The 19,428-nt window shown below is 74.7% G+C and carries 18 protein-coding genes; 7 read left to right on the top strand and 11 right to left on the bottom strand.

Features of this window, described 5'->3' with window-relative positions; genetic code table 11:
* Positions 1 to 131 precede the first annotated feature (131 nt).
* Genes ACF1ED_RS01335 through ACF1ED_RS01320 form a run of 4 tightly spaced genes read right to left on the bottom strand, consistent with a single transcriptional unit; the run spans position 132 to position 4,471 of the window.
* The gene (locus ACF1ED_RS01335) at positions 132 to 911 is read right to left on the bottom strand and encodes a CDP-alcohol phosphatidyltransferase family protein (RefSeq protein ID WP_391756309.1); all 780 of its coding nucleotides are present in this window, start codon (positions 909 to 911) and stop codon (positions 132 to 134) included.
* Positions 889 to 1,950: an iron-containing alcohol dehydrogenase family protein gene (locus tag ACF1ED_RS01330; protein WP_391756308.1), complete on the bottom strand. Its 1,062-nt coding sequence runs from the start codon at positions 1,948 to 1,950 to the stop codon at positions 889 to 891. The genes ACF1ED_RS01335 and ACF1ED_RS01330 overlap by 23 nt, the downstream gene beginning before the upstream one ends.
* A complete protein-coding gene (locus ACF1ED_RS01325) occupies positions 1,938 to 2,675 on the bottom strand; it encodes a sugar phosphate nucleotidyltransferase (RefSeq protein ID WP_391756306.1) in 738 nt (245 codons plus the stop codon). The genes ACF1ED_RS01330 and ACF1ED_RS01325 overlap by 13 nt, the downstream gene beginning before the upstream one ends.
* The gene (locus ACF1ED_RS01320) at positions 2,672 to 4,471 is read right to left on the bottom strand and encodes a DUF5941 domain-containing protein (protein ID WP_391756791.1); all 1,800 of its coding nucleotides are present in this window, start codon (positions 4,469 to 4,471) and stop codon (positions 2,672 to 2,674) included. The genes ACF1ED_RS01325 and ACF1ED_RS01320 overlap by 4 nt, the downstream gene beginning before the upstream one ends.
* Positions 4,472 to 4,882: 411 nt before the next feature.
* On the opposite strand from ACF1ED_RS01320, the gene ACF1ED_RS01315 reads away from it, so the two are divergent.
* The 3 genes from ACF1ED_RS01315 to idi all read left to right on the top strand — a co-directional run bounded on the left by ACF1ED_RS01315 (position 4,883) and on the right by idi (position 8,099).
* Positions 4,883 to 5,824, top strand: a complete 942-nt coding sequence (locus tag ACF1ED_RS01315) for a cation diffusion facilitator family transporter (RefSeq protein ID WP_391756305.1) — start codon at positions 4,883 to 4,885, stop codon at positions 5,822 to 5,824.
* A 220-nt stretch (positions 5,825 to 6,044) separates the two neighbouring features.
* Positions 6,045 to 7,304 (top strand): GNAT family N-acetyltransferase, encoded by a 1,260-nt coding sequence (locus tag ACF1ED_RS01310; protein ID WP_391756303.1) that lies wholly within the window; start codon positions 6,045 to 6,047, stop codon positions 7,302 to 7,304.
* Between the two features lie 162 nt (positions 7,305 to 7,466).
* A complete protein-coding gene (idi, locus tag ACF1ED_RS01305) occupies positions 7,467 to 8,099 on the top strand; it encodes an isopentenyl-diphosphate Delta-isomerase (RefSeq protein ID WP_391756302.1) in 633 nt (210 codons plus the stop codon).
* Here the strand turns inward: idi and ACF1ED_RS01300 are convergent.
* Positions 8,065 to 8,580, bottom strand: coding sequence for an ATP-binding protein (locus tag ACF1ED_RS01300; RefSeq protein ID WP_351105471.1), 516 nt, complete (start codon positions 8,578 to 8,580; stop codon positions 8,065 to 8,067). The two genes, idi and ACF1ED_RS01300, sit on opposite strands and share 35 nt — an antisense overlap.
* 130 nt (positions 8,581 to 8,710) lie before the next feature.
* Positions 8,711 to 9,388: an HdeD family acid-resistance protein gene (locus tag ACF1ED_RS01295; protein ID WP_391756301.1), complete on the bottom strand. Its 678-nt coding sequence runs from the start codon at positions 9,386 to 9,388 to the stop codon at positions 8,711 to 8,713.
* A gap of 72 nt (positions 9,389 to 9,460) precedes the next feature.
* Here ACF1ED_RS01295 and ACF1ED_RS01290 point away from each other — a divergent pair, with 72 nt between their 5' ends.
* Positions 9,461 to 10,213, top strand: a complete 753-nt coding sequence (locus ACF1ED_RS01290; RefSeq protein ID WP_391756300.1) for an enoyl-CoA hydratase/isomerase family protein — start codon at positions 9,461 to 9,463, stop codon at positions 10,211 to 10,213.
* A 3-nt stretch (positions 10,214 to 10,216) separates the two neighbouring features.
* Here ACF1ED_RS01290 and ACF1ED_RS01285 read toward each other — a convergent pair whose 3' ends face one another.
* On the bottom strand, positions 10,217 to 10,858 hold the full coding sequence (locus tag ACF1ED_RS01285) for a DJ-1/PfpI family protein (RefSeq protein ID WP_391756299.1): 642 nt from the start codon (positions 10,856 to 10,858) through the stop codon (positions 10,217 to 10,219).
* 14 nt (positions 10,859 to 10,872) lie between these two features.
* On the bottom strand, positions 10,873 to 11,871 hold the full coding sequence (locus ACF1ED_RS01280; protein WP_391756298.1) for a GlxA family transcriptional regulator: 999 nt from the start codon (positions 11,869 to 11,871) through the stop codon (positions 10,873 to 10,875).
* A gap of 118 nt (positions 11,872 to 11,989) precedes the next feature.
* Here ACF1ED_RS01280 and ACF1ED_RS01275 point away from each other — a divergent pair, with 118 nt between their 5' ends.
* Positions 11,990 to 12,856, top strand: coding sequence for a hypothetical protein (locus ACF1ED_RS01275; RefSeq protein WP_391756296.1), 867 nt, complete (start codon positions 11,990 to 11,992; stop codon positions 12,854 to 12,856).
* A gap of 163 nt (positions 12,857 to 13,019) precedes the next feature.
* Positions 13,020 to 15,431, top strand: coding sequence for a Tex family protein (locus tag ACF1ED_RS01270; protein WP_391756295.1), 2,412 nt, complete (start codon positions 13,020 to 13,022; stop codon positions 15,429 to 15,431).
* Between the two features lie 126 nt (positions 15,432 to 15,557).
* On the opposite strand, the gene ACF1ED_RS01265 is transcribed toward ACF1ED_RS01270, so the two are convergent.
* Genes ACF1ED_RS01265 through ACF1ED_RS01255 form a run of 3 tightly spaced genes read right to left on the bottom strand, consistent with a single transcriptional unit; the run spans position 15,558 to position 18,339 of the window.
* Positions 15,558 to 15,962: a hypothetical protein gene (locus tag ACF1ED_RS01265; RefSeq protein ID WP_391756294.1), complete on the bottom strand. Its 405-nt coding sequence runs from the start codon at positions 15,960 to 15,962 to the stop codon at positions 15,558 to 15,560.
* Positions 15,959 to 16,702 (bottom strand): 2-phosphosulfolactate phosphatase, encoded by a 744-nt coding sequence (locus tag ACF1ED_RS01260; RefSeq protein WP_391756293.1) that lies wholly within the window; start codon positions 16,700 to 16,702, stop codon positions 15,959 to 15,961. The genes ACF1ED_RS01265 and ACF1ED_RS01260 overlap by 4 nt, the downstream gene beginning before the upstream one ends.
* The gene (locus ACF1ED_RS01255) at positions 16,702 to 18,339 is read right to left on the bottom strand and encodes an ABC-F family ATP-binding cassette domain-containing protein (RefSeq protein ID WP_391756292.1); all 1,638 of its coding nucleotides are present in this window, start codon (positions 18,337 to 18,339) and stop codon (positions 16,702 to 16,704) included. Before ACF1ED_RS01255 ends, ACF1ED_RS01260 begins: the two co-directional genes overlap by 1 nt.
* Before the next feature lie 53 nt (positions 18,340 to 18,392).
* On the opposite strand from ACF1ED_RS01255, the gene ACF1ED_RS01250 reads away from it, so the two are divergent.
* Positions 18,393 to 19,349, top strand: a complete 957-nt coding sequence (locus ACF1ED_RS01250; RefSeq protein WP_391756291.1) for an FAD-dependent oxidoreductase — start codon at positions 18,393 to 18,395, stop codon at positions 19,347 to 19,349.
* Positions 19,350 to 19,428 lie beyond the last annotated feature (79 nt).

Raw genomic sequence — 19,428 nt, 5'->3', positions numbered from 1 at the left:
TTCGTGTTCAAGATGTGCGGCACGTCGGATTACCACGATGTCGGACGGCCGGCGGGCGACCGATCGGGTCGCCACACCGTACGCCATCCCGGTGACCGGCCGGTGACGCGGGAGTCCCGGCCGGCCCTTCCTCACTTCAGTCTGCTGGACGCCAGGATCGAGACGAGGTGCAGGACGGTCTGGAGCAGGGCGATGCCCGCCAGGACCGCGACGCCGAGCCGGGAGGCGAAGAGGTCGCCGCGCGCCTGGTCGACGAAGGCGAGGACCAGGATCAGCAGGGAGGCCTCGATGCCGAGGATCAGCCGGTGGAACTTGAGCGCCCCGGCGGCCCGGCGGGCCAGTGCCATGCCGGAGGAGCGGGGCTCCGAGGCCGCCTCCTTGACCGGGGGCATCCCGTTCTGGTGGCGGGCGACGCCGACCAGGTCGGTCTCGGCCTTGATCAGGATGGCGCCGAGCGCGGCCAGGGTGCCGAGGAAGGCCCACAGCCAGTCGATCCGGCCCTGGCCCCACGGGTCGGCGGCGCGCAGGCCGAAGCCGACGAGCACGGCCGCGTCGCACAGGTAGGCGCCGACCCGGTCCAGGTAGACGCCGGCCAGCGAGTACTGCTTCTTCCAGCGGGCCAGCTCGCCGTCGACGCAGTCGAGCAGCAGGTACATCTGCACGGCGACGACGCCGAGGACCGCGCCCCAGATCCCCGGCACGAGGAGCGCCGGGGCGGCGAGCACGCCGAAGAGCGTCATCAGGTAGGTCAGCTGGTTGGGCGTGACCCCGGTGTTCGCCAGCTGGCGGGTGATGCGGAGCGAGATCTCCCGCATGTAGAGGCGGCCGCCCCAGTGCTCGCCGCTCCGCCGGTCCTTGACGCCCGGCGGGTGGACGACGGGGCGGAGTTCAGCTACCGATGGCTTGGGCATAGTCGGCGTACGCGTCCCTGATCTGGTCGGTGGAGAGGTCGAGGTGTTCCAGGATGGTGAAGCGGCCGGGCCGGGTCTGCGGGGCGAAGTCGACCGCCCGCACGAACTCGTCGACCGTGAAGCCCATCTCCTCCGGCCGCACGGGCAGGCCGTGCCGGCGCAGGGTCTCCACGATCGCGCCGGACTCCTCGCGGGCACCGCGCAGGTGCATCGCGAAGGCCGCGCCGAGGCCGCACTGCTCGCCGTGGCTGGCGGCGCGGGCCGGGTAGAGCAGGTCGAAGGCGTGGCTGATCTCGTGGCAGGCGCCCGAGGAGGGCCGGGTGTCGCCGCTGATCGACATGGCGATGCCGGACATCACGAGGCCCTCGGAGAGGGTGACGAGGAAGTCGTCGTCGCCGACGCCGCCGGGGTGCCGGAGCACCGCCTCGCCCGCGCTGCGGGCCATGGCGGCGGCGAGCCCGTCGATCTTCTCGCCGGTCTCGCGGTGGGAGAGCTCCCAGTCCGCGAGGGCGGAGAGGTTGGAGACCGCGTCGCCGATGCCGGAGCGGACGAAGCGGACGGGGGCGTCCCGGATCACGTCGAGGTCGATGACGAGCGCGATCGGGGTGGGCACCCCGTAGGAGCCGCGCCCGTTGTCGTTGTCCAGGGTGGACACCGGCGAGCACAGGCCGTCGTGCGACAGGTTGGTGGCGATGGCCACCAGCGGCAGGCCGACCCGGGCCGCCGCGTACTTCGTCACGTCGATGATCTTGCCGCCGCCGAGCGCGACCACGGCGTCGTACCGCTTGCCGCGCATGGCGTCGGCCAGCCGCACGGCGGCGTCGATGGTGCCGCCGTCGACGGTGTACCAGTCGGCGCCCGGCAGCTCGGCGGCGAACCGGTCGCGCAGTCTGAGCCCGGACCCGCCGCTGATGGCGACGGCGATCTTGCCGTTGCTGGAGATCCTCTCGTCCGCCATGAGCGCGGAGAGTCCCTCCAGCGCGCCCCGGCGGATGTCGACGACGACCGGCGACGGGATCAGTCGGGTCAGTACCGGCACGCGATCTCCCGGCCCTTGGCGAGGTCGTCGTGGTTGTCGATCTCGACCCAGGAGACCTCGCCGATGGGCTCGACGTCGATGGTGAAGCCGCGGTTCACGAGCTCCTGGTAGCCGTCCTCGTAGTAGAGGTCGGGGTCGCGCTCGAAGGTGGCCTTCAGGGCGTCGGCGAGCTCCTCGGCGGCCTCGGGCTCGATGAGGGTGACGCCGATGTACTCGCCGGTCGCGTCGGCCGGGTCCATCAGCTTGGTGATCCTCCGGACGCCGGCGCCCTCGGCGGCGACGACCTTCATCTCCTCGTCGGCGAGCGACTTCACCGTGTCGAGGGCGAGGATGATCCGCTTGCCCTCGCCGCGGGCGGCGAGCAGCGTCTTCTCGACGGAGACCGGGTGCACGGTGTCGCCGTTGGCGAGGATGACCCCGCGCTTCAGGACCTCACGGGCGCACCACAGGGAGTAGGCGTTGTTCCACTCCTCGGCCTTGTCGTTGTCGATCAGGGTGAGGGCGATGCCGTACGCCGCCTCCAGCTCGGCCTTGCGGGCGTAGACGGCCTCCTTGCGGTAGCCGACGACGATCGCGGCCTCGGTGAGGCCGACCTCCGCGAAGTTCTTCAGCGTGAGGTCGAGGACGGTGGTGTCGCCGTCCACGGGCACGAGGGCCTTCGGGAGGGTGTCGGTGTACGGGCGCAGTCGCCGTCCGGCACCGGCTGCCAGAACGAGGCCGATCATGCTGTTTCTCCTTCGTCATGAACAGCGGGCGCTCCGGAGGAGACCCAGAAGCGGATGGACTCCACGAGCACCACGAGGGCGAGCGCGCCGGCCAGGGCCGTCAGCGCCAGGGTGAAGTCGTCGCCGCGGTCCGCCAGGAGGGCGGCGAGGACGGCCACCAGGAGCGTGCGCCCCTCGTGTCCGCCGGTGATCCGCACCAGCCAGGCGGGCGGCGCGCCGGTGCCGCCGCGGATGCGGTACACCGTGTCGTAGTGATGGTAGGCGACCGCCGCGACCAGGCCGAACGCCGCGGGGACGGCCTGCGGCACGTCCGACCGGGCGGCCAGCAGCAGCACGGTGGTGTACTCGGCGGCGCGGAAGAGCGGCGGGACGAACCAGTCGAGGGGGCCCTTGAGGGGGCGGGCGACGGCGGTCCCGGCGAGGAGCGCGTACCCGGCGGCGGCGCCCACGACGGTCCAGTCGCCGACCGGGGCGGTGGCCGCGACGGAGATCATCAGGGCGGCGCCGAGGAGGGCCGCGAGCGGGGCGGGCGCGGGGAGCCGGCGGGCGGTCCGGGCGACCAGGAGCGCGAGCGGGCCGGAGTCCGCGAGCTCGGCCAGGGCCCGGGCGGCGCGGTCGGTGCGCGGGCCGCGCCGCTTCACCGAGCGCAGCACCCGGCCGGCGGTGGTGTAGCAGGCGGCGAAGGAGCAGCCGATGATCAGCGCCCAGAAGACGATCCGGGGGCTGGTCGCGGCGGTGAGGACGGCGATCATCGCCCAGCGCTCGCCGATCGGCAGGATGATCATGCGCCGGGCCCAGACGGTCCAGCCGACGCCGTCGAGCCGGCTGGAGAGGGCGAGGCTGGTCCTGGCGGTGGAGCCCGCCGCCGCCGTGTCGGCGACGTTCGACTCGTTGAACGAGAAGTCCACGACGTGCCGGCAGATCATGACGACCATGGCGGCGAGCGCGAGCGTCCAGACGTCGTCGCCGTTCCGGGCCGCGCCGAGGGCGAGACCGGCGTAGAAGGCGTACTCCTTGGCCCGGTCGAAGGTGGCGTCGAGCCAGGCGCCCATCGTCGAGTACTTGAGCGCGTACCGGGCGAGCTGCCCGTCGGTGCAGTCCAGGACGAAGGAGACGAGCAGCAGGACGCCGGCGGCGACGTAGCCGCCGCGCTCGCCGGTGGCCGCGCAGCCGGCCGCGATCAGGGCGGTGAGCAGCGAGGCGGTGGTGACCTGGTTGGGGGTCAGACCCCGGCGGGCGCACCAGCGGGCGATGTACCGCGAGTAGGGGCTGATGAAGAAGGTGGTGAAGAAGCCGTCGTGGGCCTTCACGGCGGAGCGGAGGCGGACGGCCTCGTCGTCGACGGCGGCGACGGCGGCACGGGCCTCGTGGGCGGCCGCGGCGTCGGCGGGGACGGCGGCGACGAGGGTGCCGAGCGCGGGCCGGTGCACGGCGACGCCGTCGGCGTCGAGGGCGTCGGCGAGGGTCGCGGCGAGGCCGTCGGCGGACCCGGGGGCGCCCTGCGCGGTGGTCAGCGCGCGGGCGAGGGCCGGGCGGGCCTCGGGCTGCGCGGTGAGCGCGCCGGGCACGGCCGCGGCCGGGAAGCGGGGGTCGGTCAGCGCGAGCCGCAGGGCGTGGCGGTGCCCGACGAAGCGGGAGTCGACGAGGGCGACGCGCTCGCCCGCGGGGACCGCGTCCAGGAGGGTGCGGGCCTCTTCGGCGCCGGTGGCCCATCGGACGTGGAAGCCGAGCGACCGCAGATCACCGTCGAGCGAGGATCCGGGTGCCGGCGGGCCGGTGAGGATGGCGGTCGACAGACGAACTCACTCCTTGGAACGGGCAGGGGGGCCGGCGGGGCCTGACGGTCCCGGGCGCGACGGTGCGCCCCGGCACCGGGCGGCGGCACGTCGGCTGAGGCTATCGGATGGGACGGAGCGCGAGTTCACCGAGGCTTCGCGCACCGGACTCCCCCCGGCCCGCCCCTCGCCGCCGGGGTGGGCGGGGCTCCGCGTGATCATCATCGGTGATCGGCGGCCCGCCCTCCAAACCGGTCTCCCGGGGCCCTCGGACGGCATTCCGGCAGGTGATCGCACGAATGGCGCAGCGAGGGACATCGTCGCAGGTCAGAGCAATGACAACGGTGTTCAGTACCGTGTTGCGCATACCCCCCACCCGTAGTTCACTGACGACCCGGGGCACCGACGGAACAGGACTTGGGAGGCCATGTCATGGGGGCTGGACACGACCACGGGCACAGCCACGGGGGGACGCCGCCGACCGGCACCGCGGGCGCCGCGTACCGGAGCCGGTTGCGCATCGCGCTCGGGATCACGCTCTCCGTGATGGTGATCGAGATCGTCGGCGGTCTCGTCGCCGACTCGCTCGCGCTGATCGCCGACGCGGCGCACATGGCGACCGACGCGATCGGTCTGGCGATGGCCCTGCTCGCGATCCACTTCGCCAACCGGCCGCCGTCCGGGAACCGCACCTTCGGCTTCGCCCGGGCGGAGATCCTGGCGGCGCTCGCCAACTGTCTGCTGCTCCTCGGCGTCGGCGGGTACGTGCTGTACGAGGCGGTCCAGCGGTTCATGGAGCCGGCCGAGACCAAGGGCGGGCTCGCCATCGCCTTCGCCGCGGTCGGCCTGGTGGCGAACGTCGTCTCGCTGTCGCTGCTGATGCGGGGCCAGAAGGAGAGCCTGAACGTGCGCGGCGCCTATCTGGAGGTGCTCGCCGACGCGCTCGGCTCGGTGACGGTGATCATCTCGGCGGCGGTCATCCTGGCGACCGGCTGGCAGTACGCCGACCCGATCGCCTCCCTGGTCATCGGCCTGATGATCGTGCCGCGCACGGTGAAGCTGCTGCGCGAGACGCTGGACGTGCTCCTGGAGGCGGCGCCGAAGGGCGTGGACATGGGGGAGGTGCGGGCGCACATCCTGGCCCTGCCGGGCGTCGAGGACGTGCACGACCTGCACGCCTGGACGATCACCTCCGGGATGCCGGTGCTCTCCGCCCACGTGGTGGTGGACGCGGGGGCGCTGGACTCGGTCGGCCACGAGAAGATGCTCCACGAGCTCCAGGGCTGTCTGGGCGACCACTTCGACGTGGAGCACTGCACCTTCCAGCTGGAGCCGGCCGGGCACGCCCAGCACGAGGCGAAGCTCTGCCTGTGACCGCCGCCCGGCCGGGGCCGGCGGGCCCCGGCTGCTAGGCTCGTCGTACGAACACGTGCGTGAGAGGAGCTGAGGTTGATGACCGTCGCGATGGAGGCCGCTTCGTGCGGCCGTACCCGGTCCAGCTTCAGCTCCCGGGTCTCCGGCTGACCTGATCCCGGTTCTTCCACCGGTCCGTCACGTCGTCGGCCGGGACCCTTTCACACCAAGGGTTTCCACGTTGTCCGACAACGCTTCCTCTTCCGCGTCCCACGACGCCTTCTTCGCCCTGCACCACGGCCTTCCGCGGCAGGGTCCGGGCTCCGACGGCACCACCCGCCGTCTCCTCGCGCTCGCGGGGAGGCTGCCCGCGCGTCCGCGCGTGCTCGACCTGGGCTGCGGCCCCGGCCGTTCCGCGCTGCTCCTGGCCGCCGAGGCGGGCGCCGAGGTGACCGCCGTCGACACCCACGAGCCGTTCCTCGGCGAACTGCGCGCGGCGGCGGCCTCGCGCGGTCTCGGCGACGCGGTCCGTCCGGTCCTCGGCGACATGGGCGCGCTCCCCTTCCCCGACGGCTCCTTCGACCTGGTCTGGGCCGAGAGCTCGGTCTTCGTGATCGGCTTCGACCGGGCGCTCGCCGAGTGGCGCCGGCTGCTCGCGCCGGGAGGCACGCTGGTGCTCACCGAGTGCGTCTGGACCACCGACGCGCCCGCCGAGGGGGCCCGCGCCTTCTGGGACGAGCACTATCCGCTCCGTACGGTCCCGGAGCTGGTCGCCGCCGCGGTCGGCGCCGGGTACCACGTCCTGGGCACCTTCACCCAGCCCGACGGCGACTGGGACGAGTACTACGTCCCGCTCGCCGCGCACGCCGACGCCGCCGACACCTCGGTGCCGGGCATGGCCGAGGCGGTGGCGGCCACCCGGGCCGAGATCGCGCTGCGCCGCGAGCACGGCGGCGACTACGGCTACGCGGGCCTCGTGCTCCGGCCCGCCGACCCCCGCTGGCCCACCCGCGCCGAGCGGGAGGGCGACCACGCGGCCGTACGGGAGGTGACGGCGGCGGCCTTCGGGTCGCCGGCCGAGGCGGAACTGGTCGACGCCCTGCGCGCCGACCCCGACGCCTGGCTGCCCGGGCTCTCGGTGGTCGCCGAGGCCCCGGACGGTTCGGTCGCCGCGCACGCGCTGATCACCCGCTGCCGGGTGGCCGGAAAGCCCGCGGCGGCGCTGGCCCCGGTGTCGGTGGCGCCGGAGCACCAGCGGACGGGCGCCGGGCAGGCCGTCACCCGGGCGGCGCTCGACGCGGCCCGGCTGGCCGGCGAGCGGCTGGTCCTCGTGCTGGGCCATCCGGAGTACTATCCCCGGTTCGGCTTCGTACGGGCGTCCGAGTATGGAATCAAGCCAGGTTTCGAGGTTCCGGACGAAGCGATGATGGCCCTCGTCCTGGACGGCTCCGGGCCGGTGCCGGCGGGCACGATCGCCTATCCGGCGGCTTTCGGGGTCTGACCTGCCCCTGACGGCCCTCCCGTCGTCCCCGCCGCTCCCCCGCTCCGTGTACTCCGGTGCGGTGGGAGCGGCGGGCTCCGGCCGCCGAAGTGGGGACAAGCCGCTTTTGTACGGCAGACTGGGTTCGCCCCCAGGGGCCGAGGACCGAAGCGAAGGATGGGTATGCCGACCACACAGGGCACCACGGCCGAGATCGCGCCGGGGCTTGCGTCTCAGCTCTCGTCGGACGGCGCGGAGCCGTCCGCCGCCCCGGAGCCGATCATGCTGGAACTGGTCGACGAGGCCGGGAACACCATCGGCACGGCGGAGAAGCTCGCCGCCCACCAGGCCCCCGGGCGGCTGCACCGCGCCTTCTCGGTCTTCCTCTTCGACGAGGAGGGCCGGCTGCTGCTCCAGCGCCGGGCGCTCGGCAAGTACCACTCCCCCGGCGTCTGGTCGAACACCTGCTGCGGTCACCCCTACCCGGGCGAGGCGCCCTTCGCGGCGGCCGCCCGGCGCACCTTCGAGGAGCTGGGCGTCTCCCCCACGCTGATGGGCGAGGCCGGCACGGTCCGCTACAACCACCCGGACCCGGCGTCGGGCCTGGTGGAGCAGGAGTTCAACCACCTCTTCGTCGGGCTGGTGCAGGCCACCCCGCGGCCGGACCCGGAGGAGATCGGGGACTACGCCTTCGTCACCCCGGCCGAGCTGGCCGAGCGCCACGCGGCCGCGCCGTTCTCCGCCTGGTTCATGACGGTGCTCGACGCGGCGCGTCCGGCCATCAGGGAGCTGACGGGTCCTGCCGGGGGCTGGTGACCCGGCCGTCCGCCGTCCCCGGCCCCGGTGCCATCGGGGCCAGGGGCAGCGCCGCCCAGATGATCTTCCCGCCGCCCGCGGTGTGCTCGACGTCGCAGGCGCCGCCCGCCTCCAGGGCGATCTCCTTCACCAGGAGCAGCCCCCGGCCGCCGGTCTGGCCGTAGTCCGCCTCCAGCGCCTTGGGCCGGTAGGGGTGGTTGTCCTCGACGGACACCCGGACCCACTCCGGCCCGATGGCCACCTCGACCGCTATCTCCGGGGAGAGCAGCGCCGCGTGCCGCACGGCGTTGGTCACCAGCTCGGAGACGATCAGCAGCAGCCCGTGCCGGATGTCCTCGTGGACCGGAACCCCCTGGCGGGCCAGCAGGTCGCGTACCGCGTGCCGGGCCTGGGGGACGGAGACGTCGACCGCGGGAGCGGTGAAGCGCCAGACTCCTTCGTAGGACGGTGGCCGGGCGGGGACACCTCCGCGGGTCTCCATGGTCCGGTTCCCACCCTCGTGCTCGATTCTCGCCACACTGGGAGTCTTGGCAATCCGGAGGGGTCTCCCGACCTACTGACCAGAAGTCGACACCTATCGACCGTCTTCTGATCGATGGGGTATGCCGACGTCAGTTGTTCGACTGATCCTGTGCGTTTTCTATGGGGCTCGTCGGATTCGGCTCCTTGGCCGGTTCCGGCCGCGCGGGCGGCTGCGGGGCGACCAGGCCGACGATCCGCCGGCCGCCGACGCCGATCGCGACCAGCCCGAGGCCGTCGAAGAGCAGCGCGAGCGAGAAGAAGCAGCCGATGACGTACCGACTGCTGTCCGGCCAGTCGAAGAGCACCAACAGGCCCAGGAGCACCCCGAAGGCGCCCTGGATCAGGGTCCAGCCGAACTGCGGGCCGCGCACCACCACGCTGCCGACCAGCCGGAAGGCCCCGCCGGTGAGGAAGAGCAGGGCGGCGAACATCGTCAGCGCCTCGGCGGATCCCTCCGGGTGACGGAGGACCACGCAGCCGGCCGCGAGGTTCACCGCCGCGACCACCGCCGCCAGCCAGAAGTAGCTGGTGCCCCGCGACTGGAAGGCCTGCAGGAGGCCCACCAGGCCGCCGACCAGCAGCAGCCAGCCGAAGAGCCACATGGACGTCAGGGTGGCGAGCCCCGTGTAGACGAGACCGACCACGCCGCAGATCACGAGGATCACGCCGAGCGCGGCCAGCCAGCCGAAGCTCCGCCCGAGCCGCTTCCCCTCGCGGGCCGCCTCCTGCACGGGATCGCGCTCGTCGTCCCGGGTCTTCCTGGCCATCGTGCCTCCTCGCGGCTGCCTGACGACCCCTTCCTGATCGTACGTTCGGCCCCGGTGGATAGCATCCGGCCCATGGAGACCGTGGAGCCCCGGCTCGTCGACAGCGTCACGGACGGGGTCGCGACCCTCGTCATCAGCAACCCCGCCAAGCGCAACGCCATGACCGCGGGGATGTGGCGCGCGCTGCCCGGCGTCCTCGGCCGCCTCGCCGCCGACCCCGCCGTCCGGGTGCTCGTGCTGACCGGCGCGGGCGACACCTTCTGCGCCGGCGCCGACATCTCGACGCTGCGCGAACCGGGCGACGAGCAGCAGACGCTGGCGGTCCGCGCCGAGGAGGCGCTCGCCGCCTTCCCCAAGCCGACCCTCGCCGCCGTCCGCGGCTACTGCGTCGGCGGCGGCAGCCAGCTCGCCGGCGCCTGCGACCTGCGCTTCGCCGCGGAGGGCGCCCGCTTCGGGATCACCCCGGCGAAGCTCGGCATCGTCTACCCCTCCTCCTCCACCCGGCGGCTGACCGCCCTGGTCGGCCCGGCCACCGCCAAGTACCTGCTCTTCTCGGGCGAGTTGATCGACACCGAGCGGGCGCTGCGGACCGGCTTCGTGGACGAGGTGCACCCGGCCGAGGGCCTGGCGAAGCGCGTCGAGGAGTTCTGCCGGGTCCTCGTCTCCCGCTCGCTGCTCACCCAGGCGGCGGCCAAGGAGTTCGCCGACGGGCACCTCGGCCGGGACGCCCACTGGGCCGCCCAGGCGCGCGGCAGCGGCGACACCGCGGAGGGGGTCGCCGCCTTCCTGGAGCGCCGGGCGCCCCGCTTCACGTACGGGCTCTGAGGCTCAGCCCTGCGGGAGGTCCTCGGTCCGCGTGCCGCGCCACCGCTCCACCAGGTGGGCGGGGGCCTTGAGCGGGGAGCCCGCGTCGTACGGCGGCTGGGGGTCGTACTCGGTGAGGAGCTGGACGGTCATGGCGGCGTCGTCGCCGGCGATCCGGCCGAACAGGTGCAGGCCCATGTCGATGCCGGAGGAGACCCCGGCGGCCGTCACGTACTTGCCGTCGAAGACGACCCGCTCGCCGGTGGGTTCGACGCCCAGCTCGCGCAGCTCGTCGAAGGCCAGCCAGTGGGTGGTCGCGCGGCGGCCGTCGAGCAGCCCGGCGGCGGCGAGGAGCAGCGAGCCGGTGCAGACCGAGGTGGTCCAGGTGCTGGTGGAGTCGGCGGTGCGCAGCCACTCCTGGATCTCCGGGTCGTGCATGGCCTGCCGGGTCTCGGGGCCGCCGGGGACGAGCACGACGTCCGGGTGCGGGACCTCGGCGAGGGACTTGTCGGCGACGAGCGCGAGGCTGCCCTGGTCGTTGCGGACCGGGCCGGGCTCCTTGGCGACCAGGACGGTCTCCGCCCCGGGCAGCCGGGAGAGGATCTCGTAGGGGCCGACGGCGTCGAGCGTGGTGAAGCCCTCGAAGAGCAGGACGGCGATCCGCATGGGTGTGATCCCTCTCAGCTGACGGGTCCGGTGACGGGCCCGGTGACGGGTGCGTGGAAACGGCGGCGGTAGTCGGCGGGGGCGGTGCCGAGCGCCTTCGTGAAGGCGCGGCGCATCGCCTCGGGGGTGCCGTAGCCGGCGGCGCGGGAGACCTCCTCGACCCCGAGGGTGGTCTCCTCCAGGAGCCTGCGGGCGTGTTCGAGGCGGATCCGGTCGACGTACCGGCCCGGGGTGACCCCGGTCTCGGCCCGGAAGGCGCGGGCGAAGTGGCGGGGCGAGAGCCGGGCGCGGGCGGCGAGCCGGTCCACCGACAGGTCCCCGTCCGGGTGCTCGGCGATCCACGCCTGTACGTCGCGCAGCGGTTCGCGGCGCGCGGTCTGGGCGGCGAGCTGGGCGCTGAACTGGGCCTGGTTGCCGGGCCTGCGGAGGAAGACCACGAGCATCCGGGCGATGGCGAGGGCCGCCTCCCGGCCCAGGTCCTCCTCCACCAGCGCGAGGGCCAGGTCGATGCCCGCGGTGACGCCGGCGGAGGTCGCGAGCCGGCCGTCCCTGACGAAGATCGGGTCGGGGTCGACGTCGACCTCCGGGTGGTGGCGGGCCAGGTGGTCGCAGGCCAGCCAGTGGGTGGTGGCCCGGTGCCCGTCGAGCAGGCCCGCCTCGGCCAGCCGCAGCGCCCCGGTGCAGACCGAGACCAGCCGGTCGGCGCGCGGGCCGTGGACGCGCAGCCACTCCACCAGGGCCGGGTCGGCGCCCCGGGTGCCCTCGCCGCCGGGGACGACGAGGGTGTGCGGCGGGCCGTCGGCGACGGCCTCGTCGAGCCTGCTGTCGGGAAGGATCCGCAGGCCGCTGCTGGTGCGGAGCGGTCCGCCGTCCAGGGAGGCGGTACGGATCGGGTACGGGTCCCGCTCCGCGCCCGAGGCCCAGGCGGCGGCGTGGAAGACCTCGACGGGGCCGGTGACGTCGAGGCTCTGCACGCCGTCGAAGAGGACGACGAGGACGGGGCGCGGGGTCATGACCCCATCCTTCGGGCCCGGCGGGCGCGTCCGCAAGGACGCGCGTCCCACCTTTCCCGCCATCCCCGGCGCACGGCGGCGGTTCCCTCCGTACCAAGCAGTCGGTTAGGTTCTGGGCATGACCACCACGCTGCCCCCGAAGGCCGGGCGCCACTGCCAGGGCGTCCTCAACCCGATCCACTCGACGCTGTACTTCTCCCCGGACCTGGACCGGGAGTTCGGCGCGCTCGGCTTCACCGACGCCGGCGCCATGCGGCTCGCCGCGCGCAGCGCGCCGCTCGGCGCCGTCGGCCCGGGCCCGGTCGCCGCGACCTTCTACAACTACAACCCCGAGCTGCTCGCCCGGCACCTGCCGGCCGTCTGGGAGACCGCCTCCCCCGCCGCCGTCCTCGACGCCCGGCTGCGGACCGCCGACGCCACCCTGCGCCGGCTGCTCGGCGAGGAGACGATCGCCTCCCCGGAGCTGGCCGAGGCCGCCGGGCTCGCGCTGGAGGCCGCCGGGGCCTGCACCCGGCACGCCCGCCCGCTGTACGCGGCCAACGCGGACCTGCCGGTGCCCGAGGAGCCGCACCTCGCCTACTGGCACGCGGCGACCCTGCTGCGCGAGCACCGCGGCGACGGACACCTGGCGGCCCTGCTCGCCGCCGGACTCGACCCGGTCGAGGCGCTGGTCTCCCACACCGCCACCGGCAAGGGCATGGCGCCGCGCTGGGTCCTGGGCTCCCGGGGCTGGAGCCGGGCCGACTGGGAGGCCGCCCGGGAGCGGCTGCGCGAGCGCGGGATCCTCGACGCGGACGGCGAGCTGACGGAGAGCGGCGTCCGGCTGCGCGCGGAGCTGGAGGAGACCACGGACCGCCTGGACACCGCCCCGTACGAACACCTCGGCGCGGCCGGCGTCGCGCGGCTGACCGAGCTGGGCCGGGGCCTGCTGATCACCGCCGCGGGCGCGGGCGCCTTCCCCGCGGACCTCCTCGGCAAGGGCTGACCCTCCCCGGTTCCGCGCGCCGGAGCCCTCCCCCGGCACCGGCTCCGGACCCGTCCCGCGCCCGGCTCCGGCGCGCGGAACCGGGCCGGTTGCCGCGTCCGGGTGACGGACGCGGCAGAATGCACGGGCAAGCCAGTGGTACGAGCAGACGGGTCGGGACACGGTGACGACGTCCATCGAAGCAAGGATCGCCGAGGAACTCGGCGTACGCGAGCGACAGGTGAAGGCGGCGGTCGAGCTGCTCGACGGCGGCTCCACCGTGCCGTTCATCGCGCGCTACCGCAAGGAAGCGACCGAGATGCTCGACGACGCGCAGCTGCGCACCCTGGAGGAGCGGCTGCGCTACCTGCGGGAGCTGGAGGACCGGCGGGCCGCCGTCCTCGACTCCGTGCGCGAGCAGGGCAAGCTCACCCCGGAGCTCCAGGCCCGCCTCCTGGCCGCCGACACCAAGGCGCGCCTGGAGGACATCTACCTGCCGTTCAAGCCGAAGCGGCGGACCAAGGCGCAGATCGCCCGCGAGGCGGGGCTCGCCCCGCTGGCGGAGGGGCTGCTGGCCGACCCGTCGGTGGAGCCGGCCGCCGCCGCGGCCGCCTTCGTCGACGCGGAGAAGGGCGTCGCGGATGCCGCGGCCGCCCTGGAGGGCGCGCGGGCGATCCTCACCGAGAAGTTCTCCGAGGACGCCGACCTCATCGGCGAGCTGCGCGAGCGGATGTGGGGCCGGGGCCGGCTCGCCGCCAGGGTCCGCGAGGGCAAGGAGCAGGAGGGCGCGAAGTTCTCCGACTACTTCGACTTCTCCGAGCCGTTCACCGCGCTGCCCTCGCACCGGATCCTCGCGATGCTGCGCGGCGAGAAGGAGGACGTGCTCAGCCTGGAGCTGGAGCCGGAGGAGGCCACGGACGGGCCCTCGTCGTACGAGCCGATGGTCGCGAGCCGCTTCGGCATCGCCGACCGGGGGCGCCCCGGCGACAAGTGGCTCCAGGACACGGTCCGCTGGGCCTGGCGCACCCGGATCCTGGTGCACCTCGGGATCGACCTGCGGCTGCGGCTGCGGACGGCCGCCGAGGACGAGGCGGTCCGGGTCTTCGCGGCGAACCTGCGGGACCTGCTGCTGGCCGCCCCGGCCGGCACCCGGGCGACGCTGGGCCTCGACCCCGGTTTCCGTACCGGCGTGAAGGTGGCGGTGGTCGACGCGACCGGCAAGGTCGTGGCCACCGACACGGTCTACCCGCACGTCCCGGCCAACAGGTGGGACGAGTCGCTGGCGAAGCTGGCGCGGCTGGCGAAGGAGCACGCGGTCGAGCTGGTCGCCATCGGCAACGGCACGGCCTCCCGCGAGACCGACAAGCTCGCCGCCGAACTCCTCGCCAAGCACCCGGAGTTGCAGCTGACCAAGGTGATGGTCTCGGAGGCCGGAGCCTCCGTGTACTCGGCCTCCGCCTTCGCCTCGCAGGAACTCCCGGAGCTGGACGTGTCGTTGCGCGGCGCGGTGTCCATCGCGCGCCGCCTCCAGGACCCGCTGGCCGAGCTGGTGAAGATCGACCCGAAGTCGATCGGCGTCGGCCAGTACCAGCACGACCTCGCCGAGACGAAGCTCTCCCGCTCGCTCGACGCGGTGGTCGAGGACTGCGTGAACGGCGTCGGCGTGGACGTCAACACCGCCTCGGCGCCGCTGCTCTCGCGGGTCTCCGGGATCAGCTCCGGCCTCGCCGAGAACATCGTGGCGCACCGCGACGCCAACGGCCCCTTCCGCTCCCGCAGGGCGCTCAAGGACGTGGCCCGGCTCGGCCCGAAGGCGTACGAGCAGTGCGCGGGCTTCCTGCGCATCCGGGGCGGCGACGACCCGCTGGACGCCTCCGCGGTGCACCCCGAGGCGTACCCGGTGGTGCGGCGGATGGCGAAGACCACCGGCGGCGAGGTCGCCTCGCTGATCGGTGACACCGGCACGCTGCGGTCGCTGCGCGCGGGCGACTTCGTGGACGACTCCTTCGGTCTGCCGACCGTCACCGACATCCTGCGCGAGCTGGAGAAGCCGGGCCGGGACCCGCGGCCCGCCTTCAGGACGGCCACCTTCAAGGAGGGCGTCGAGAAGATCGGCGACCTGGTGGCCGGGATGGTCCTGGAGGGCGTGGTGACGAACGTGGCCGCGTTCGGCGCGTTCGTGGACGTCGGTGTGCACCAGGACGGTCTGGTGCACGTGTCGGCCATGTCGAAGACCTTCGTCAAGGACCCGCGGGACGTGGTGAAGCCGGGCGACGTGGTGAAGGTGAAGGTGCTCGACGTCGACATCCCGCGCAAGCGGATCTCGCTGACGCTGCGGCTGGAGGACGAGACCGCGGCCCAGGACTCCGGCGGCGAGCGCGGGCCCCGGCGCGAGCGGGGCGGACGGCCGCCGCAGCAGCGGCAGGGCGGCCAGGGGCAGGGCCAGGGGCGTGACCGGGGCCAGGGGCGTCAGGGCGGCGGCCAGGGGCAGGGGCAGGGGCAGGGCCGCGGCCAGGCCGCGCCGGCGAACAGCGCGATGGCGGACGCCCTCCGGAAGGCGGGGCTCTTCGGCGAGGGCGGCGGCAAGCGCCGCTGACCCCGCGCCACGACGCCCCCGGTCCCGCCTTCTCGGCGGGACCGGGGGCGTCCGCGTACGACGGGGGGCGGCGTCCGGCGGGGCGGGCCGGGGGCCTCCTCACCGGCGGAGCGGGCCGCCCGGCGGCTACGGCAGGAAGCGCAGGGCCCAGTCGGCCCGGTTGGCCACGGTCAGGTCGTCGTCCCCGGTCAGCGGCCGCAGCACGGCCTCCGCGGTCTTCGGGTCGGCCTGGACCAGGTCGACGATCTCCGCCGCCAGGCCGTCCTGGTCGTCGCCGAGGTCCACCGCCGAGGCGCGGACCAGGATCGGGAGGGTGGTCGGGCCGCCGAGGGCGGCCACGAGGCCGCCGAGGAGCTCGCGGGCGTAGCCGTTGCGGTCGGCGACGGCCCGGTCCAGCTCGGACTCCAGGCGCGGCAGCAGCGCCCGGTCGCCGCCGGCCGCGATCTCGTCGGCGAGGTCGATCGTGGCGTCGACGTCCGCGTCGAGGTCGTCCAGCATCGCGAGGAGCCGGGTCACGCTGTCGTCGGTCATGGTGCCTCCTGGAATGCGCCGTCCACGAGGACGGGGACGACGGCCGACGCGTCGAGCTCGGCGGCCGCCTCCACGTCCTGCGGATGGCCGTACTCGTACAGTTCACGGCCCGAGTCGCAGCCGCGCAAGGCGGCGACCGGGTCCTCCGTGGCCGCCCACAGCGTGGCCGCCGCGGTCGCCTCCGGGGTCAGGGGGAGCCCCGGCGCGAGGGCGCGCAGGGCGTCGAGGACCGCACCGGCGCCGAGCAGGTCCTCCAGGGCGGGGCGCAGGGAGCCGTCCGGCCACCGCTCGCCGGAGGCGATCACGGCGAGCGGGCGCGCTCCGGAGCCGTAGCCGTGGCGGGCGAGCCACCCGGCGACGGCGGTGCGGTTGCGGAGCGAGGCGGCGAGCACGGTCGCGCCGCCCGTGGCGGCCTCGGCGCAGATGGCGGAGCCGTTCGGGGACGGCAGGACGAGCCGGCCGGGCCGGGGCGCGGGCGCGGCGCGCAGGGCGGCCGGCGAGAGCGACCAGGGGTGGGCCCCGGTGGCCTCGCTCCGGCCGACGGCGAGGACGGCGTCGTGTTCGCGGGCGTACGCGGCGGCCGTGGCGTCCCGCCACCGGTACGGGTACACGGCCGTGCCGCCCTCGACCGCGACGCCGACGGAGGTCGTGAACGAGAGCACGTCCACGACGACCACGCACGCCGCCGAGGGGGCGAGGGCCCGTGCCGCCACGGGCCCCCAGCCGAAGGCGACGGTCATCAGAGCTCGGTGACCTTGCCGTCGGCGACCTCGACGCGGCGGTTGACGTGGATCGCGTCGAGCATCCGGCGGTCGTGGGTCACCAGGAGCAGGGTGCCCTCGTAGGCGTCGAGGGCGGACTCCAGCTGTTCGATGGCGGGCAGGTCGAGGTGGTTCGTCGGCTCGTCGAGGACGAGCAGGTTGACGCCCCGGCCCTGCAGGAGGGCGAGGGCGGCGCGGGTCCGCTCGCCCGGGGAGAGCGTGGTGGCGGGGCGCAGCACGTGGTCGGCCTTGAGGCCGAACTTGGCGAGCAGGGTGCGGACCTCGGCCGGTTCGGTGTCCGGGACGGCGGCGCAGAAGGCGTCGAGGAGCGTCTCGGTGCCGTGGAAGAGCCTGCGGGCCTGGTCGACCTCGCCGACGACGACGCCGGAGCCGAGGGCGGCGTGGCCGGAGTCGAGCGGGAGGCGGCCGAGGAGGGCGGCGAGCAGGGTGGACTTGCCGGCGCCGTTCGCGCCGGTGACGGCGACCCGGTCGGCCCAGTCGATCTGGAGGGTGACGGGGCCGAAGGAGAAGTCGCCGCGGCGGACCTCGCCGTCGCGCAGGGTGGCGACGACGGCGCCGGAGCGGGGCGCGGCGGCGATCTCCATCCGCAGCTCCCACTCCTTGCGGGGCTCGTCGACGACGTCCAGGCGCTCGATCATGCGCTGGGTCTGGCGGGCCTTCGCGGCCTGCTTCTCGCTGGACTCGCCGCGCAGCTTGCGGCCGATCTTGTCGTTGTCGGTGGCCTTGCGGCGGGCGTTGCGGACGCCCTTGTCCATCCAGTTGCGCTGCATGAGGGCGCGGCCCTCCAGCGCGGACTTCTTGTCGGCGTACTCCTCGTACTCCTCGCGGGCGTGCCGGCGGGCGGTGGCCCGCTCCTCCAGGTAGGCGTCGTAGCCGCCGCCGTAGAGGGTGATCTGCTGCTGGGCGAGGTCGAGTTCGAGGACCTTGGTGACCGTGCGGGTGAGGAACTCGCGGTCGTGGCTGACGACGACGGTGCCGGCCCGCAGCCCCTTCACGAAGGCCTCCAGGCGCTCCAGGCCGTCGAGGTCGAGGTCGTTGGTCGGCTCGTCGAGGAGAAAGACGTCGTAGCGGGACAGGAGGAGGGAGGCGAGGCCGGCGCGGGCGGCCTGACCGCCGGAGAGACCGGTCATCGGCTGGTCGAGGCCGACGGTGAGGCCGAGGGAGGCGGCGACCTCCTCGGCGCGCTCGTCGAGGTCGGCGCCGCCGAGGTCCAGCCAGCGCTCCAGGGTGGTGGCGTACGCGTCGTCCGCGCCGGGGGTGCCGTCGACGAGGCCCTGGGTGGCCTCGTCCATCGCGGTCTGGGCGGCGGCGACGCCGGTGCGGCGGGCCAGGAACTCGCGGACGGTCTCGCCCTCGCGCCGCTCGGGCTCCTGCGGGAGGTGTCCGACGGTGGCGGTGGGCGGCGAGAGCCGGACCTCGCCCTCCTCCGGGGCGTCGAGCCCGGCGAGCAGCCGCAGCAGGCTGGACTTGCCGGCGCCGTTGACGCCGACGAGGCCGATGACGTCGCCGGGGGCGACGACGAGGTCGAGCCCGGCGAAGAGGGTGCGTTCGCCGTGGCCGGCGGCGAGGTCCTTGGCGACGAGTGTGGCAGTCATCAGACCACGCATCCTACGTGGGCGGCGGGGGCCGCCCGGGTACGGTCCCGGCCATGGACAGCGACGTGATCGTGGTGGGTGGCGGGGTCGTCGGGCTGACGACGGCGGTGACGCTGGCGGAGCGGGGGCTGCGGGTGCGGGTGTGGTCCCGGGACCCGGCGGAGGCGACGACCTCGGCGGTGGCGGGCGCCCTGTGGTGGCCGTACCGGATCGAGCCGGAGCGGGAGGCCGGGGCCTGGGCGCTGGAGTCGCTGCGGGTGTACGGGGAGCTGGCCGGGGCGCCGGAGCGGACCGGGGTGCGGTGGGTGGCGGGCGTCCACGCGGACACGGCGCTGGACGGGCTCGGGGCGTGGGCGGCCGGGGTGGAGGGGCTGCGGCAGCTGCCGCCCGGGGAGGTGCCGGGGCCGTACGCGGCGGGGCTGGCGGCCCGGCTGCCGCTGATCGACATGGCGGTCCACCTGGCGTGGCTGCGGGCCCGGCTGGAGGCGGCCGGCGGAGCGGTCGAGCGGCGGGCGGTGGCGGGCTGGGAGGAGCCGGCCGCGGCGGCGCCCGTGGTCGTGAACTGCACCGGGCTCGCGGCGCGGGAGCTGGCCGGGGACGGCGGACTGCGGCCGGTGCGGGGGCAGTTGGTGCTGGTGGAGAACCCGGGGATCGAGGAGTGGTTCACGGCGGCGGACCCGGGCGCCGCGGAGACCACGTACTTCTTCCCGCAGCCGGGGCGGCTGGTGCTGGGCGGGACCGCCGAGGAGGGGGCGGAGGGCCTGGTGCCCGACGCGGCGACGGCGGCGGGGATCGTGGCGCGGTGCGCCCGGGTCCGGCCGGAGATCGCCGGGGCGCGGGTGCTGGGCCACCGGGTGGGGCTGCGCCCGGCCCGGGACGGCGGGGTGCGCGTCGAGGCGGAGCGGCTGCCGGGCGGCGGGCTGCTGGTGCACCACTACGGCCACGGGGGCGCCGGGGTCACGGTGGCGTGGGGGTGCGCGCGGCGGGCGGCGGAGCTGGTGACGGGCTGAGGGGCCCGCGAGAAGGGGCGCCCGTCCCGTCGCGGAGAGCGGGAAGGCCCCCGCCCCGGCAGGGGTGAGGGCCGTCGGC

This window comes from Streptomyces sp. NPDC014656 (assembly GCF_043084305.1).
Lineage (GTDB): Bacteria > Actinomycetota > Actinomycetes > Streptomycetales > Streptomycetaceae > Streptomyces.
This window is presented reverse-complemented; position numbering and strand designations above follow the sequence as displayed.